This is a genomic window from Nonomuraea sp. NPDC005501, assembly GCF_040605905.1.
GTDB lineage: Bacteria > Actinomycetota > Actinomycetes > Streptosporangiales > Streptosporangiaceae > Nonomuraea.
Genome location: NZ_JBEXDT010000060.1, coordinates 1 through 15,204 on the forward strand (window position 1 = coordinate 1; position 15,204 = coordinate 15,204).

Sequence of the window (15,204 nt, forward strand, 5' to 3'; positions counted from 1 at the left end):
TTTTTTTTGGTGTTTTTTTTTTGCTATGGGTCTCGCCACCCCCCGGCGGGGCCCCCCCCCCCCCCCCCGCCGGTGACGACGCGGAACGGCTCGCCGCCGGTGTGGTAGTCGACCGTGGTGACCACGCCGTTCTCGCCCTGCCCTGGCCGGCGATGGGTCATGACCAGTCCTCCAGACCGGGGCTCGGGGCGCTCCTGCGCGGGCTGCTGCGTCGTCAGTAATGTGTCACATACCGCCCGGCTTGAGAAGGGCGTTCCCCGGTGACGGGACCGGCCGGTACGGCCCATACCATCGATGACGTGAAGGTACCCACGGACCACCCGAACCCCCTCGTCCGGAGCCTGCTGTCGCCCTGGGCGCCCACGGCGGCGTCGTTCCGGGCGTGGGCGCTGGCGTCCGTGGCGGCCAACGCCGGCATCACCGTGAGCGGCGCCGCGGTGCGCGTCACCGGCTCCGGCCTCGGCTGCCCGACCTGGCCGAGGTGCACACCGGACAGCTTCGTGCCGGTGCCGCATCCCGAGGTCGCGATGGCCAACATGCTCGTCGAGTTCGGCAACCGGCTGGTCACGTTCCTCGTGCTGGCCGTGGGGGTGGCCTGCGTGCTGTCGGCGCTGCGGCTGGCGCCGCGCCGCCGCTCGCTGCTCGGGCTGGCCCTGCTCCAGCCGCTGGGCGTGCTGGCGCAGGCCCTGTGGGGCGGCCTGGTGGTCAGGTCCATGCTCAACCCGTTCACGGTGGCCGTGCACTTCCTCATCTCGATCGCGCTGGTCGCCGCGTGCTGGATGCTCTACCAGCGCACCCGCGAGGGCGACGGCCCGATACGGCGGGTGGTCCACCGCGACATCCGCCGGCTCGGCCACGTCCTGATCGCCGCGGTGTCCGTCCTCCTGCTGGCCGGGGTGGTCGTGACCGGCACGGGCCCGCACTCGGGCGACGTCCTGGCCTCGCGCTTCGACCTCGACATCGAGAGCGTGGTGCGGCTGCACGCGGACATCGCGTACCTGGTGGTGGGGCTTTCCTTCGCGCTGGCGTTCGCCTTGCACGTCACCGACGCGCCTCGCACGGCCCGCCGGGCGGCGCTGGCCCTGCTCGGCATCGAGCTGCTCCAGGGCGTGATCGGCTACGTCCAGTACTTCCTCGCCGTGCCCGCGTTCCTGGTGGGACTGCACGTCCTCGGCGCGACCCTGGTGTGGATCTTCGCGCTGCGTGCCGTGACCGCCCTGCGCGTGCGCGGCCCGGTCGAGGAGGCGCCCGCCCCCTCCCCCACCGAAGTGGCCGCCGTCCGCTGATCGGTTATGCCAGGGTATGGGGTGAGAAGTCGGCCACTCCCCCACCGATGTGAGGTGCCGTTTTGCGGCAGTTCGTCCGCTCCTTCTGGAAGTCCTCGCGGCTGCGCCGCCCCTCCCGGAAGACGCTGCGGCGGGCCTACCAGGGGTCGGTGCTGGTCAGCGTGCTCGCGCTGGCCCCGATGACCTGGGCCTGGCTCGGCAGCGCCCCGCACCGCGCGGTGGCCGGCGCCCCGGGCTGGGAGGCGCGGGTGCCCGCCGCCGAGACCGCGCTCGTGCTCGGCGCCGGCCTGTACCAGGGCAGGCCCACCGGCATGCTGGCCGGCCGGCTCGACATCGCCGCCCGGCTGTACCGCACGGGCAAGGTCAAGGCCGTGCTGCTGTCGGGCGACAACAGCAGGAAGGACTACGACGAGCCGTCGGCGATGGCCGCCTACCTGCGCGCCCACGGGGTGCCGGACGACGTCATGGTCCTGGACTACGCCGGCTTCGACACCTGGGACTCCTGCGTACGGGCCCGCCGCGTGTTCGGCGCCGCCCGGGTGACCGTGGTGACCCAGGCCTTCCACCTGCCCCGCGCGGTCTCGCTGTGCCGGGCGGCGGGTCTGGAGACGTTCGGCGTGGGCGAGGACTCGACCCGCCAGTGGGCCGCCACCACCTACGTCTACGCCACCCGGGAGCTCGCGGCGACCGCCAAGGGGCTCGCCGACGCCCTGCTGCTCCACTCCGACCCGGTCTTCCCCGGGCCGCGGGAGACGTCGCTCACCACGATCCTGGCGCGCTCCCGCTGACCGACGGGAACCGCGCGCGGGACATGCTCATGATCTCCAGCAGGGCCCGCTGCTCCTCGTGGAAGGCCTGCTCGTCCACGACGTGGCGGGCGGCCCGCTCGTGCAGCAGGCCCAGCTCGGTGGCGGCGAGCTGGTAGTCGCGCATGGCGCGCAGCCCCCGCTTGCCGCCGTAGGCCCTGGCCCACTGCCGGGCCTTGCGCCGGCGGGGCAGCGCGGACAGCATGCGGATGTCGGCCGCGTCGACCAGCCGCGTCGGCTCGTACGGCGGCAGGTAGCGCTGCAGGAGCGCGACGATGCGCCGCCGGTCGCGGAAGACCACCGCGATCAGCACGGCCAGCACCACCAGCAGCGTCGCGTACGCGACGACCAGGCCGGCCAGCCCGCCGTAGGACACCATCCCGTTCCACAGGCCGTGCAGGACCATGGCCCCGGTCCAGCCGGCCAGGATGTAGAACACCCGCTCGGGCCCGTGCCGCTGGGCGGCGTAGGCGACCGCGACCCCGATCATCGAGGTGAACAGGGGATGCGCGAACGGCGACAGCACCCCGCGCAGCACCACGGTGACGGCCAGGCCGACGCCGCCGGCCTCGGAGTTGAGCGCCTGGACGTAGTAGCTGACGTTCTCGCTCATCGCGAAGCCGAGGCCCACCATGCTGGCGTAGATGACGCCGTCGGTGGGCCCGTCGAGCTCGGCCCGCCGGAACCTGAGCAGCCCGAGCAGCACCAGGCCCTTCATGGTCTCCTCGACCACGGGGGCGCCGAAGGTGGCGGTGAGGTTGCGGGCGCTGGCCGCGGACAGGTTGGCCGTGTCGATGATGTAGTGCAGGTTGAGCGAGTTGATCAGGCCGGCGACCAGCACGGCGACGCCGGCGCCCCAGGCGAAGGCGAAGACCAGGTTGCTGCGCGGCTCGGGCTCCATCCGGTCGAGCGCCAGCACGGCGGCCAGCAGCAGCGGCACGGGCGCGAGGGCCAGCACGAGCGCGATGAAGAACTGCACGGGCGCCCCGTTGATCACGTCGAAGGAGAACGAGACGAGGGCGCAGATGCCGGTGACGACCAGCCCGGTGATCAACGCGAACGACGGGCGGTCCTTCAACACCCAGCGTGGATCACGGGACGTCATAGGGTGACTTTAACGGATCACAGGGCAGGTGTCCCGCGCGGGGACCTGCCCCGGGACGGCCCCGCACGACCGCCGCTCAGGACAGCAGCGGGTCGATCGCGACGGCGAGGAAGAGCAGCGCCAGGTAGGCGTTGGACCAGTGGAAGAAGCGCATGGGCCGCAGCGCCACCCCGGTCTTGCCGGCGTTGAGCCGGGCCAGCAGGCGGTGCACCTCCCACAGGCACATGACGCCCAGGACGGCGGCCACGACGGGGTAGAACAGCGTGGTGCCGGCCACCGGCCACAGCGCCAGCGAGCACAGCACGGTCGCCCAGGTGTAGGCGATCGACTCCAGGATCACCCGGCGCTCGGTGGCCACGACGGGCAGCATGGGCACCTCGGCGGCCGCGTAGTCCTCCTTGTAGCGCATGGCCAGCGTCCAGGTGTGCGGCGGCGTCCAGAAGAACACCACGCCGAACAGCACCAGCGGCGCCCAGTCGAGCCGGTCGGTGATGCCGGCCCAGCCGATCAGCACGGGCATGCAGCCGGCGATGCCGCCCCACACGATGTTCTGGGCGGTGCGCCGCTTGAGGATCATCGAGTAGACGAGCACGTAGAACAGGATCGCGCCCGTGTTCAGGGCGGCGGCCAGCAAGTTCGTCGACAGCCCCAGCCCCAGCGTGGACAGGACGCCGAGCACGATGCCGAAGATCAGGGCGCCGCGCGGGGAGACCTGGTGACGGGCCAGCGGGCGGCGCCGGGTGCGGCGCATCTTCTGGTCGATGTCACGGTCGACGTAGCAGTTCAGGGCGTTGGCGCTGCCCGCCGACAGGGTGCCGAACACCATCACCGCGACCGACGTCCACAGCGGCGGCAGCCCTCCGGCGGCCAGGAACATCACCGGCAGCGTGGTGATGAGCAGCAGCTCGATGATCCGCGGCTTGGTCAAGGCGATGTAGGCCTTGACGATCATGCCGATCGAGCGGCCGCTCGGGCGCGGCGCATCCTCCGCCGGAGCGGGGGCCGTCGCCTGCCTGTTCGTCAGCACCGTCAAGGCGCTTCCAGCACGTGCGGAGTCAACGCGTAACCTCTGATTAGAGCGGATCCGTGGACGGGGCGCCGTGGCGGCCCTGCGGACAACAACCAAAACTGTAGTCGCAGGGTCGGCCGGTCCGGCCAATGGGGGGCTCGGGCCACGCGCCGCCGGCGCACGGATCACTGACGGAACATGTACGGAGCATGCATGGGAGGGAGTGGGGAAGCTTCGCCTCCCCCACTCGGTTAGGGTCCGGTGTGGGCGGGATATGCCAGACCGGCACCATCCACCAATGACAACTAGATTCCGGAGATCGAGCACTTGAGCACCGAACTCGTGCCAGCCCTCGAATGGACCGACCTCGACAAGAAGGCGGTCGACGTCGTTCGAGCCCTGGCCATGGACGCAGTGGAGAAGGCGGGCTCGGGACACCCCGGCACCGCCATGAGCCTGGCACCCGCCGCATACCTGCTTTTCCAGCGTACGATGCGCCACGACCCGACGGACCCGACCTGGATCGGTCGTGACCGATTCGTGCTGTCCTGCGGTCATTCGAGCCTGACGCTGTACATCCAGCTCTACCTGTCGGGTTACGGCCTCTCGCTGGGCGACCTGGAGCGGCTGCGCCAGTGGGACAGCCTCACCCCCGGCCACCCGGAGCACGGCCACACGCTCGGCGTGGAGACCACGACGGGCCCGCTGGGCCAGGGCCTCGGCAACGCCGTGGGCATGGCCATGGCCGCCCGCCGCGAGCGCGGCCTGTTCGACCCGGACGCCGCCCCCGGCGCCTCGCCGTTCGACCACCACATCTGGTGCTTCGTCAGCGACGGCGACATCGAGGAGGGCATCAGCCACGAGGTCAGCGCGCTCGCCGGCCACCAGAAGCTGGGCAACCTGACGGTCGTCTACGACGACAACCACATCTCGATCGAGGACGACACCCTCATCGCCAAGTCCGAGGACGTCGTCAAGCGCTACGAGGCGTACGGCTGGCAGACGCTGAGCGTCGACTGGACCGAGACCGGCGACTACGTCGAGGACGTGCAGGCGCTGCACGCGGCGCTGGAGGCCTCCCGCGCCGAGACGGACCGGCCGACGTTCATCCGGCTGCGCACGATCATCGGCTGGCCCGCGCCCAACAAGCAGAACACCGGCAAGATCCACGGCTCCGCGCTCGGCGCCGAGGAGGTCGCCGCCACCAAGCGTGTGCTGGGCATGGACCCCGACAAGAGCTTCGACGTGCCCGCCGAGGTGCTGGAGCACGCCCGCGGGGTGGCCCGGCGCGGTCACGAGGCGCGCGCCGCCTGGCAGAAGTCCTACGACGCCTGGCGCGAGGCCAACCCGGAGCGCGCGGGGGAGCTCGACCGCATCTCCGCCCGCGAGCTGCCCGCCGGCTGGACGCAGGCGCTGCCGCAGTTCGAGAAGGGCGCCTCGATGGCCACCCGCAAGGCGTCCGGCGAGGTGCTGAGCTCGCTGGCGCCGGTGCTGCCGGAGCTGTGGGGCGGCTCGGCCGACCTGGCCGAGTCCAACCTCACCACGATGAAGGGCGAGCCGTCGTTCATCCCGGAGGAGTACCAGACCAAGGACTTCCCCGGTAACCGCTACGGCCGCACGCTGCACTTCGGCATCCGCGAGCACGGCATGGGCGCCATCCTCAACGGCATCGCCCTGCACGGCGGCACCCGCCCCTACGGCGGCACGTTCCTCGTCTTCTCCGACTACATGCGCCCGTCGGTGCGGCTCGCCGCGCTGATGAAGCTGCCGGTCACGTACGTGTGGACGCACGACTCGATCGGTCTCGGCGAGGACGGCCCGACGCACCAGCCGATCGAGCACCTGTGGGCGCTGCGCGCGATCCCCGGCCTCGACGTGGTCCGTCCCGGCGACGCCAACGAGACGGCCTACGCCTGGAAGGCGGTGCTGGAGCACACCGACCGGCCGGCCGCGCTGGCGCTGACCCGGCAGAACCTTCCCGTCTTCGAGGGCACCAGCGCCGACGGCGTCGCCCGCGGCGGCTACGTCCTTCGTGAGGCGTCCGACGGGCAGCCGAGGGTGATCCTCATCGCCACCGGCAGCGAGGTCGAGGTGGCCATGGGCGGCCGCGACCTGCTGGAGTCCCAGGGCATCCCGACGCGGGTCGTGTCGATGCCGTGTGTCGAATGGTTCCACGGGCAGGACTCCGCGTACAGGCAGAGTGTGCTGCCGTCGGACGTCAAGGCCCGCGTCGCGGTCGAGGCGGGGGTCGCCCTGGGCTGGCGCGAGTTCGTCGGCGAGGCGGGGGAAGTGGTGAGCCTCGAACACTTCGGCGCCTCCGCGCCGTACAGGACGCTGTACGAGCAGTTCGGGCTGACGGCCGAGCGTGTGGCGGCGGCGGCCAAGTCCAGCCTGGCCAAGCTGGGCCAGGACAAGGGTGAGACGACGGGAAACTGAAGATGAGCGAGATCCTCAACAAGCTGTCGGGCCAGGGCGTGTCCATCTGGCTCGACGACATCAGCCGCGAGCGGCTGCGCACGGGCAACCTCGAGCAGGTGATCCGCGAGAAGAACGTGGTCGGCGTGACCTCCAACCCCACGATCTTCGCCAGCGCCCTCAGCAAGGGCGACGCCTATGACACGCAGATGCACGACCTGGCCGTGCGCGGCGTCGACGTGGGCGAGGCCGTCCGCGCCATCACCACGTACGACATCCGCTGGGCGGCCGACGTGCTGCGCCCCGTCTACGACGCCACGGGCGGCTCCGACGGGCGCGTCTCGCTGGAGGTGGACCCGCGCCTGGCGCGTGACACCGACAAGACCATCGCCGAGGCGCGCGCGCTGTGGTGGCTGGTGGACCGGCCCAACCTGTTCATCAAGATCCCGGCGACGCTGGAGGGCCTGCCCGCGATCACGCAGGCCATCGGCGAGGGCATCAGCGTCAACGTCACGCTGATCTTCTCGCTGGAGCGCTACCGCGCCGTCATGGATGCCTGGCTGGCCGGCCTGGAGGCCGCGCAGGCCAAGGGCCTCAACCTGGCCACGATCGAGTCGGTGGCGTCGTTCTTCGTCAGCCGCGTCGACACCGAGATCGACAAGCGGCTCGACCAGCTCGGCAAGCCGGAGCTCAAGGGCAAGGCCGGCATCGCCAACGCGCGTCTGGCGTACGCGGCGTTCGAGGACGTCATGGCCTCGGAGCGCTGGCAGCGGCTGCGCGCGGCCGGCGCGCGCCCGCAGCGTCCGCTGTGGGCCTCGACCGGCGTCAAGAACCCCGAGTACTCCGACACCATGTACGTCGACCAGCTCGTCGCGCCGGGCACGGTCAACACGATGCCGGAGAAGACGCTCGACGCGACCGCCGACCACGGCCAGGTCTCCGGCGACACCGTCCGCCCGTACTACGAGCAGTCGTGGAACACCATGGCCGCGCTCAAGGAGGCCGGGGTCGACTACGACGACGTCGTCCGGGTGCTCGAGGAGGAGGGCGTCGAGAAGTTCGAGGCGTCCTGGAACGAGCTGCTCGAGAGCGTCACCAAGAACCTGGTCCCCTGATGCCCGGTCCTTCGATGGACGTCAACGACCGCGAGGAGGCGGCCGCGGTGCGCCGCCTCCTGCGGCGGCGCACCGCCCGCGGTAGCACAGGAGGCTTGAGATGACAGATCCGCAGGCGCCCGCGGAGGAGGCGCAGGCTGTGGAGAGCACGGTCGACGGCGTGATCCAGGGATCCGCCCGGCCGGCGGCCGGCTCGGTCCGGGCCTCGGCCTCGGCCGCGGCGACCTCGGCCGCGGGCACGTCCACCACGATCGAGGCGGCGGCGGCCAACCCGCTGCGCGACCCGCATGACAAGCGGCTGCCGCGGGTGGCGGGGCCGTGCGTCATGGTGCTGTTCGGCGTGACGGGAGACCTGGCCAAGCGCAAGCTGCTGCCGGCGATCTACGACCTGGGCAACCGGGGGCTGCTGCCGCCCGGCTTCTCCCTGGTCGGCTTCGCCCGGCGCGACTGGAAGAACCAGGACTTCGCCCAGCTCACCCACGACGCCGTCAAGGAGCACGCGCGGACTCCGTTCCGCGAGGAGGTCTGGAAGCAGATCCGCGAGGGCATCCACTTCGTGCCCGGCGACTTCTCCGACGACGGCGCCTTCGACGCGCTGGCCATGGCGCTCAAGGAGATCGACGAGACCCGCGGCACGGGCGGCAACTACGCCTTCTACCTGTCGGTGCCGCCGAAGTTCTTCCCCGTGGTGGTGGAGCAGCTCAAGCGGACCGGCCTGTCGGACGCCCCGCCCGGATCGTGGCGGCGCGTGGTCATCGAGAAGCCCTTCGGGCACGACCTGCAGTCGGCCCACGAGCTGAACGAGATCACCACCTCCGCCTTCCCGGAGAGCTCGATCTTCCGGATCGACCACTACCTGGGCAAGGAGACGGTCCAGAACATCATGGCCCTGAGGTTCGCCAACAACCTCTACGAGCCGATCTGGAACCGCAGCTTCGTCGACCACGTGCAGATCACGATGGCCGAGGACATCGGCATCGGCGGCCGGGCCGGCTACTACGACGGCATCGGCGCGGCCCGGGACGTGATCCAGAACCACCTGCTCCAGCTCCTCGCCCTGGTCGCCATGGAGGACCCCACGTCCTTCGAGGCGCAGTCGTTGCGGCGGGAGAAGGAGAAGGTGTTCAAGGCGGTCCGGCTGCCGGCCGACCTGGCGGCCAACACGGCGCGCGGGCAGTACGCCGCCGGCTGGCAGGGCGGCCAGAAGGTCGTCGGCTACCTGGAGGAGGACGGCATCTCGCCCGAGTCCGTCACCGAGACGTACGCCGCCGTCAAGCTGGAGATCGCCAACCGGCGCTGGGCGGGCGTGCCGTTCTACCTGCGGACCGGCAAGCGGCTCGGCCGGCGGGTGACCGAGGTGGCCGTGGTGTTCCAGCGGGCGCCGCACCTGCCCTTCTCCAAGGACGACACCGAGATCCTCGGCCAGAACGCGCTCGTCATCCGGGTACAGCCGGACGAGGGCATCACGGTGCGGTTCGGCTCGAAGGTGCCGGGCACGGCCATGGAGGTGCGCGACGTGTCCATGGACTTCGCCTACGGCGAGTCGTTCATGGAGTCGTCCCCCGAGGCGTACGAGCGGCTGCTGCTGGACGTGATGATCGGCGACCCGCCGCTCTTCCCGCACCAGCGCGAGGTCGAGCTGTCGTGGAAGATCCTCGACCCGATCGAGGAGTTCTGGGCCACGCAGGGCCAGCCGGAGCCGTACCCGTCGGGCTCGTGGGGTCCACCGGCGGCCGACGAGATGATGGCGCGTGACGGCCGCGTGTGGAGGAGGCTCTGATGACGACGTTCATGCTGAGCGACACGACGGCCGGGAAGATCTCCAACCAGCTCACCATGCTGCGTCACCAGATGGGCGCGCCGGCCATCGGCATGGTGCTGACGCTGGTGGTGGTCTGCGAGGAGCGTGACCAGTACGACTCGCTGCGGGCGGCCACGGAGGCGGCCCGCGAGCACCCGTCGCGCATCCTCGTGGTGATCAACCGGGAGACCGACGAGGCCACCCGGCTCGACGCGGAGCTGCGCATCGGCGAGTCCACGCCGGGCGAGGTGGTCGTGCTGCGCCTGTACGGCGAGCTGACCGACCACGCCGACTCGGTCGTGAGCCCGCTGCTGCTGCCGGACACGCCGGTGGTGGTGTGGTGGCCCGGGACGGCGCCGGACGTGCCGTCCAAGGACCCGATCGGGATGCTCGCCCAGCGGCGCATCACCGACGCCCGCGCCATCGCCGACGGCGGCGTCAGGACGCTGGCGACGCGGGCCAAGGGCTACGCGCCGGGCGACACCGACCTGGCCTGGGCCCGGCTGACGCCGTGGCGGAGCCTGCTGGCGGCCGCCTTCGACCAGCCGGTCGGCAAGGTCCGCAAGGGCGTGGTGGAGGCGGCCGCGGGCAACCCGAGCGCGCCGCTGCTGGCGGCCTGGCTGTCGGAGCGGCTGGGCGCCACGGTGAAGGTCGCGGAGTCGGCCGGTCCCGGCCTGACCTCCGTACGGCTGTCGACGCCCGAGGGCGACCTGTCGGTGGCCCGCGCCGACGCCCGGCTGGCGACGCTGTCGCGGCCGGGGCAGCCGGACCGGAACGTGGCGCTGTCGCGCCGGCAGACCCCCGAGCTGCTGGCCGAGGAGCTGCGGCGGCTCGACTCCGACGAGATCTACGAGGCGGCCGTCAAACGGCTGGCCCGCTCGTACAAGTCCTGACGCCCCGGCGTCAGGACGACGGTGCGACGGCCGGGTGCCCTTCACGGGCGCCCGGCCGTTTCGCGCTCCCGGCTCTCGCGCGCCCAGCCGTCGGCTCTCCCGGCGCTGACGCGCCGCCCGGCCGCCGCGCGGGGACGGCCGTGGCGTGGTCGTGGTCGTGGGGGTGGAAGACTGGTCCCGTGAGCGTTCCAACCGTAGTCGTCCATCGCGACGCCGACATCCTGGCCAAGGCCGTGGCCGCGCGGATCATCACCCGCCTCGTCGACGCCCAGTCCGCCAAGGGCACCGCGTCGCTCGTGCTGACCGGAGGCACGGTCGGCATCGCCACGCTGGCGGCCATCGCGGGCACGCCCGCGCGCGACGCCGTCGACTGGCGCCGCCTCGACATCTGGTGGGGTGACGAGCGTTTCCTGCCCGACGGCGACCCCGAGCGCAACGAGACGGGCGCCCGGCGGGCCCTGCTCGACCACGTCGACGTCGATCCGGAGCGGGTCCACGTCATGCTCGGCCCCGACTCGGGGCTGACGGCGGAGGAGTCGGCCGACGCCTACGCCACCGAGCTGGCCAAGGCGGCCCGCCCGGAGGACCACGGGCCGTCGCCGTCGTTCGACGTGACGCTGCTCGGCATGGGGCCCGACGCGCACGTGGCCTCGCTGTTCCCCGGCATGCCCGCGCTGTACGACACGCGCCCGGCGGTGGCGGTGCACGGCTCCCCCAAGCCGCCGCCCACCCGGATCTCGCTGACGCTGCCGGCGATCCAGGCCTCGCGCGAGGTGTGGGTGATCGCGGCCGGGGCGGAGAAGTCCGCCGCGGTGCGGCTGGCGCTGTCCGACTCCGGCCCGGTGCAGGTGCCGGCGGCGGGGGCCCGGGGGCGGTCGCGCACGCTGTTCCTGCTGGACCGCACGGCCGCCGGCAAGATCCCGCCCGGCCTCGGCCGGCTCGCCTCCCCCTGAGGTTCCCTGTTCTCGTCAGGCGGGCCCGGCCGTGACCGGGCCCACCTGACCGGCCTCCAGCGCGCCGATCTCGGCCAGGAGCTCCTGCTTGCGCTCGGGGGCGAGGTAGGAGGCGGTCACGCCGTTGCGGGCCAGCTCGGCCAGCTCCCCACGGCCGAGGCCGAAGACCCGCGCCGCGGTCCGGTACTCCCCGGCCAGCGTGGTGGCGAACATCGGCGGGTCGTCGCTGTTGAGGGTCACGAACAGCCCCTCCTCCAGCAGCCGCGGCAGCGGGTGGTCCTCGATGCGGGCCACCTGCCCGGTGCACACGTTCGAGGTGGGGCAGACGTCGAGCGGCAGCCGCGTCTCGCGCAGGTGGGCCACGAGCCGCTCGTCCCCGAGGCAGGAGATGCCGTGGCCGACGCGCTCGGCGCCGAGCCCCTCGATGACCTCCCAGATGGTCTCCGGTCCGGTCATCTCGCCGCCGTGCGGGACGCTGTGCAGGCCGGCGTTGCGGGCGGCGGTGAACGCGTCGCGGATCGCGTCGCGATAACGGGCGCGCTCCTGCTCGATGCCGCCCAGCCCGAAACCTACCAAAGCAGCGGGAGGTTCTTCCAGGGCGTGGGCGACGGTGATCTCCGCGGCCTCGACGCCGTACTCGCCGGGGATGTCGAAGATGTACGCCATCTCCACGCCGTACTCCTCCGGGGCGCGGCGGGCGGCCAGGTCGAGGGCCTCGGTGACCTCGCGCCGCGGCATGCCGACCATGTGGTGGGCGTACGGGGTGACCTGGAGCTCGGCGTAGCGGGCGCCCTGCGCGGCGAGGTCGCGGGCCAGTCCGAGCACCAGGGTGGCGACGTCCCCCGGCTCGCGCACGAGCGCGTTGACGGCGCGGTAGACGCGCGCGAAGTGCGGGAAGTCGGTGAAGGTGCAGAAGGCGCGCAGCTCCTCCTCGTCCGTCGGCACACCGCTGCCGGGGTGGCGGCGCGCCAGCTCCAGGACCGTGGGGACGGACGCGGAGCCGATGAGGTGGACGTGCAGCTCGACCTTGGGCAGCGCGTCGATGAACGCGTCGAGCGCGGCGTCGCCGGAGGAGCCGGTGACGGGCGCGCCCGTGGTGGAGGCGCCCGTGGTGTCGGTGATGGAGGCGTCGATGGTCATGGCGCCGACCCTAGGACGATCCCTTGCCCGGGAACAGATGTGGCGCTCAAATCTCACATGAAACCGTCAGATTTTCTCGGCCGGTGCGGCGGCCCAGGCCCGGACCAGCGGCAACAGCACCTCGCGGACCGACTCCTCCACGAACGCATCATCCAGCGGCGGCCCGACGAAGATCAGGCGATGCCACACCAGGGCCTCGGCGACGCCGGCGAGCCGGGCGGCCTCCACCGCGCGCGGCGGCCCGCCCGCCGGCCCCTTCATCGGCTCACCCGCCGGCCGCCCGGCCGGCTCGCCGCGCTCCCGGGCCCGCTCCAGCAGGGCCTCCACACCGTGGAAGTCCCTGCTCAGCATGTGCGCGCGCAGCGTCCTCGCCAGCTCCTGATGCGAGACCAGCGTCGAGGACAGGCCCATGATGAGCGTGTGCTTGCGCTCGGCCGTCTCGCACAGTCCCCGCAGGAACCCGGCCAGGTCGCCCCGGAGCGAGCCGGTGTCGCAGGGGCGCGGCGCGTCCGTGTCGAAGCGGCGGCAGATGACGTCCACCACCAGCTCGGGCTTGCCCGCCCAGCGCCGGTAGATCGTGGCCTTGCTGGCCCTGGCGCGCCTGGCGATCTGGTCGACCGACATCCGGTCGTAGCCCATCTCCGACAGCAGCTCCAGCGTGGCGTCGAGGATGGCCCTCTCGCGCCCGGGGTCGAGTGGGGCCACGTACACGTCCTCCGGTCCTGCCCGGCCGGTTCCTGCCCGGCGGCGTTCGTCAGGTGCTCACGGCGTCACCGAGCGGCGAGCCGATCGAATCGTACGCCGGTGAGTTCGGTGGACACGTCCCAGAGGCGCGCGGCGAGCTCCTCGGAAGCGGCGTCGGCGGACGGGGTGAGGAGGCGCAGCTTCGGGCCGACGAACTCGCCGCCGCGGATGTCCGGCGAGGTGGCGGCGTACAGGGACGGCAGCGCGCCGGTCTCGGGGCTCAGCAGGAACAGCCCCAGGAGAGGCTTGAGCGGCCCCACCTTGACGATGTTCGTCGCCGTGGCACCGGGATGCGTGGCCACGCTCTTGAGGTCCGCCTGGGCCCGCTCAGCGCGCCGCTGGAGCTCCAGGGCGAACAGGAGGTTGGCCAGCTTGGAACGGCCGTAGGCGCTCATCCGGCCGTAGCCGCGCTCCAGGGTGAGATCGTCGAAGTCGAGCCGGCCGCGGGTGTGGGCGTCGCTGGAGACGGTCACCACGCGGGTGCCCGGGCGGGCGAGCAGCTTCGGCAGGAGCAGCCCGGTCAGCGCGAAGTGGCCCAGGTGGTTGGTGCCGAACTGCAGCTCGAACCCGTCCTTCGTCAGGCTGCGGGGCGTCATGCCGACGCCGGCGTTGTTGATCAGCAGGTCCACTTCGTCCACGCCCTCGGCGAACGCGCGCACCGAGGCCAGATCGGCGAGGTCGAGCAGGGCCCGCTCGACGCGGGCGCCGGGCACGGCGCGCCGGACGGCGGCCACGGCCTCCTCCCCCTTCGCCTCGGACCGCGCGGTGGCGATCACGCGGGCGCCGTGGCGGGCGAGCTCCAGCACGGTGGGCAGGCCGATGCCGCTGTTGGCGCCGGTGACGATCGCCGTCCGGCCGTCCAGGGCGGGCATGTCGGCGGGGGTCCAGGGTGTCATCGCCACTCCAGAAAGGTGTACGGAACCGTTTCGTACACCTTAGCCCTCCACGTCCGCGCGCGCGATCTTCCCGGGAATCCGGCGCGGCGCCGCGGCCTCAGCTCTCCAGGCGGTGGCGGGCATGGCGCTCCTCGCGGCGGGCGACCTCCAGGCGCTGCTCGCTCTCCCGCAGCCGCTTCTGCGCCTTGGCCAGCTTGCGCTCCAGCCGCGCCGCCTTCTCCGCGCGCTTGTCGTGCTCCCGTACGGCCTCGGCCAGCGCGTCGCGCCACTCCAGGTAGGCCGCCTCCGCCTCGACCCGCTCCTGCGCCTTGCGCGCCTCCCGCGCGGCCCGCGCCTCGGCCTGCTGCCTGGCCCGCTCCTCGGCCGCCGCCTTACGCTCCGCCCGGCTCTCTTCGGGCGCCTCCTGGTCCGCCCGTTCCCCTCCATGCCTCCTGCGGTCGGCGCGGCCCTCGCCGGACGCCTCCAGCCCACCCGCGCCGGCCGCCGGCGCCGGGCGAGCGGCGGGAGCCGGGGCCGGGGCGAAGCCGCTGTACTCCAGGGGCCGGACCAGGCGCCCCCGCCGCACCTCGTCCGCCGCGCCTTCGTCCACCACGGCGGCGTCCAGCGTCCGGTCCACCTCCGCCGCGGCGGCGGCCGACAGCCCGGCGTCCTCCTTGATCAGCCGGGCGACCCGCTCCGAGACCGCGCCGCGCCGCCGGGTGACCTCGGTGAGCGCGCCCGCGTCGTGCGCCTCCCAGGCCCGCCGCAGCTCCTCCCCCACCGCCAGCAGCTCGCGCAGATCGTCCGCGTGCTCGCGGACGGCCCGGTTCACGGCCCAGGCCGAGACCGTGGGCTTGCGCAGGCGCCCGATCGCGCGCGACAGCCGTACGTCGCCCGCGTCCTTGGCCGCCCGGGCCTCGGCGGCGCGCGCGGCGGTGAACTCGGACGGCGGCAGGCCATAGAGCCGGTCGGCCACCTCGTCAAGATCCACACCAGTGAGATACCCCACATGACCGGGTTTGTAGCGCATAGTGGAGGCAAGGCCAGCCGAACGGAGTCTCC

Annotated in this window: 13 protein-coding genes; 7 read left to right on the plus strand and 6 right to left on the minus strand. The window is 72.4% G+C overall.

Annotation, left to right across the window (positions count from 1 at the left end):
- Nucleotides 1–299 precede the first annotated feature (299 nt).
- Together ABZS51_RS26300 and ABZS51_RS26305 are read left to right on the plus strand one after the other, a co-directional pair.
- On the plus strand, nucleotides 300–1,286 hold the full coding sequence (locus tag ABZS51_RS26300) for a COX15/CtaA family protein (protein WP_355446066.1): 987 nt from the start codon (nucleotides 300–302) through the stop codon (nucleotides 1,284–1,286).
- A gap of 62 nt (nucleotides 1,287–1,348) precedes the next feature.
- A complete protein-coding gene (locus tag ABZS51_RS26305) occupies nucleotides 1,349–2,074 on the plus strand; it encodes an ElyC/SanA/YdcF family protein (RefSeq protein ID WP_355446069.1) in 726 nt (241 codons plus the stop codon).
- On the opposite strand, the gene ABZS51_RS26310 is transcribed toward ABZS51_RS26305, so the two are convergent.
- Complete coding sequence (locus ABZS51_RS26310) at nucleotides 2,046–3,197, minus strand: PrsW family intramembrane metalloprotease (RefSeq protein ID WP_310708932.1); 1,152 nt, start codon at nucleotides 3,195–3,197, stop codon at nucleotides 2,046–2,048. The two genes, ABZS51_RS26305 and ABZS51_RS26310, sit on opposite strands and share 29 nt — an antisense overlap.
- Nucleotides 3,198–3,273: 76 nt before the next feature.
- Complete coding sequence (locus ABZS51_RS26315; protein ID WP_355446072.1) at nucleotides 3,274–4,230, minus strand: heme o synthase; 957 nt, start codon at nucleotides 4,228–4,230, stop codon at nucleotides 3,274–3,276.
- Between the two features lie 381 nt (nucleotides 4,231–4,611).
- Here ABZS51_RS26315 and tkt point away from each other — a divergent pair, with 381 nt between their 5' ends.
- The 5 genes from tkt to pgl all read left to right on the plus strand — a co-directional run bounded on the left by tkt (nucleotide 4,612) and on the right by pgl (nucleotide 11,383).
- Complete coding sequence (gene tkt / locus ABZS51_RS26320) at nucleotides 4,612–6,642, plus strand: transketolase (RefSeq protein ID WP_355446172.1); 2,031 nt, start codon at nucleotides 4,612–4,614, stop codon at nucleotides 6,640–6,642.
- A gap of 2 nt (nucleotides 6,643–6,644) precedes the next feature.
- Entirely contained in the window at nucleotides 6,645–7,736 is a 1,092-nt protein-coding gene (tal, locus tag ABZS51_RS26325) for a transaldolase (RefSeq protein ID WP_310708930.1), read from the plus strand.
- 100 nt (nucleotides 7,737–7,836) lie between these two features.
- Nucleotides 7,837–9,516, plus strand: a complete 1,680-nt coding sequence (gene zwf, locus ABZS51_RS26330) for a glucose-6-phosphate dehydrogenase (RefSeq protein WP_355446075.1) — start codon at nucleotides 7,837–7,839, stop codon at nucleotides 9,514–9,516.
- On the plus strand, nucleotides 9,516–10,430 hold the full coding sequence (locus ABZS51_RS26335; RefSeq protein WP_355446077.1) for a glucose-6-phosphate dehydrogenase assembly protein OpcA: 915 nt from the start codon (nucleotides 9,516–9,518) through the stop codon (nucleotides 10,428–10,430). Before zwf ends, ABZS51_RS26335 begins: the two co-directional genes overlap by 1 nt.
- A 179-nt stretch (nucleotides 10,431–10,609) precedes the next feature.
- Nucleotides 10,610–11,383 carry a 6-phosphogluconolactonase gene (gene pgl, locus ABZS51_RS26340; RefSeq protein WP_310708927.1) on the plus strand — a complete coding sequence of 258 codons (774 nt, stop codon included), beginning with the start codon at nucleotides 10,610–10,612 and terminating at the stop codon, nucleotides 11,381–11,383.
- Nucleotides 11,384–11,398: 15 nt separating this feature from the next.
- Here the strand turns inward: pgl and add are convergent, their stop codons facing one another.
- From add to ABZS51_RS26360, 4 genes are all read right to left on the minus strand, one after another.
- Nucleotides 11,399–12,523 carry an adenosine deaminase gene (gene add, locus ABZS51_RS26345; RefSeq protein ID WP_355446080.1) on the minus strand — a complete coding sequence of 375 codons (1,125 nt, stop codon included), beginning with the start codon at nucleotides 12,521–12,523 and terminating at the stop codon, nucleotides 11,399–11,401.
- A 66-nt stretch (nucleotides 12,524–12,589) separates the two neighbouring features.
- Entirely contained in the window at nucleotides 12,590–13,228 is a 639-nt protein-coding gene (locus ABZS51_RS26350; RefSeq protein WP_355446083.1) for a TetR/AcrR family transcriptional regulator, read from the minus strand.
- Nucleotides 13,229–13,293: 65 nt separating this feature from the next.
- Nucleotides 13,294–14,163: an oxidoreductase gene (locus ABZS51_RS26355; RefSeq protein ID WP_355446086.1), complete on the minus strand. Its 870-nt coding sequence runs from the start codon at nucleotides 14,161–14,163 to the stop codon at nucleotides 13,294–13,296.
- Nucleotides 14,164–14,260: 97 nt separating this feature from the next.
- Nucleotides 14,261–15,133 carry a hypothetical protein gene (locus tag ABZS51_RS26360; RefSeq protein WP_355446089.1) on the minus strand — a complete coding sequence of 291 codons (873 nt, stop codon included), beginning with the start codon at nucleotides 15,131–15,133 and terminating at the stop codon, nucleotides 14,261–14,263.
- Between the last annotated feature and the right edge of the window lie 71 nt (nucleotides 15,134–15,204).

Coding starts and splice junctions, on each gene's coding strand:
- ABZS51_RS26310 (WP_310708932.1), bottom strand. CDS start 3,197: ATGACGTCCCGTGATCCACGCTGGGTGTTGAAGGACCGCCCGTCGTTC.
- tkt (WP_355446172.1), top strand. CDS start 4,612: ATGGACGCAGTGGAGAAGGCGGGCTCGGGACACCCCGGCACCGCCATG.
- tal (WP_310708930.1), top strand. CDS start 6,645: ATGAGCGAGATCCTCAACAAGCTGTCGGGCCAGGGCGTGTCCATCTGG.
- zwf (WP_355446075.1), top strand. CDS start 7,837: ATGACAGATCCGCAGGCGCCCGCGGAGGAGGCGCAGGCTGTGGAGAGC.
- ABZS51_RS26335 (WP_355446077.1), top strand. CDS start 9,516: ATGACGACGTTCATGCTGAGCGACACGACGGCCGGGAAGATCTCCAAC.
- add (WP_355446080.1), bottom strand. CDS start 12,523: ATGACCATCGACGCCTCCATCACCGACACCACGGGCGCCTCCACCACG.
- ABZS51_RS26355 (WP_355446086.1), bottom strand. CDS start 14,163: ATGACACCCTGGACCCCCGCCGACATGCCCGCCCTGGACGGCCGGACG.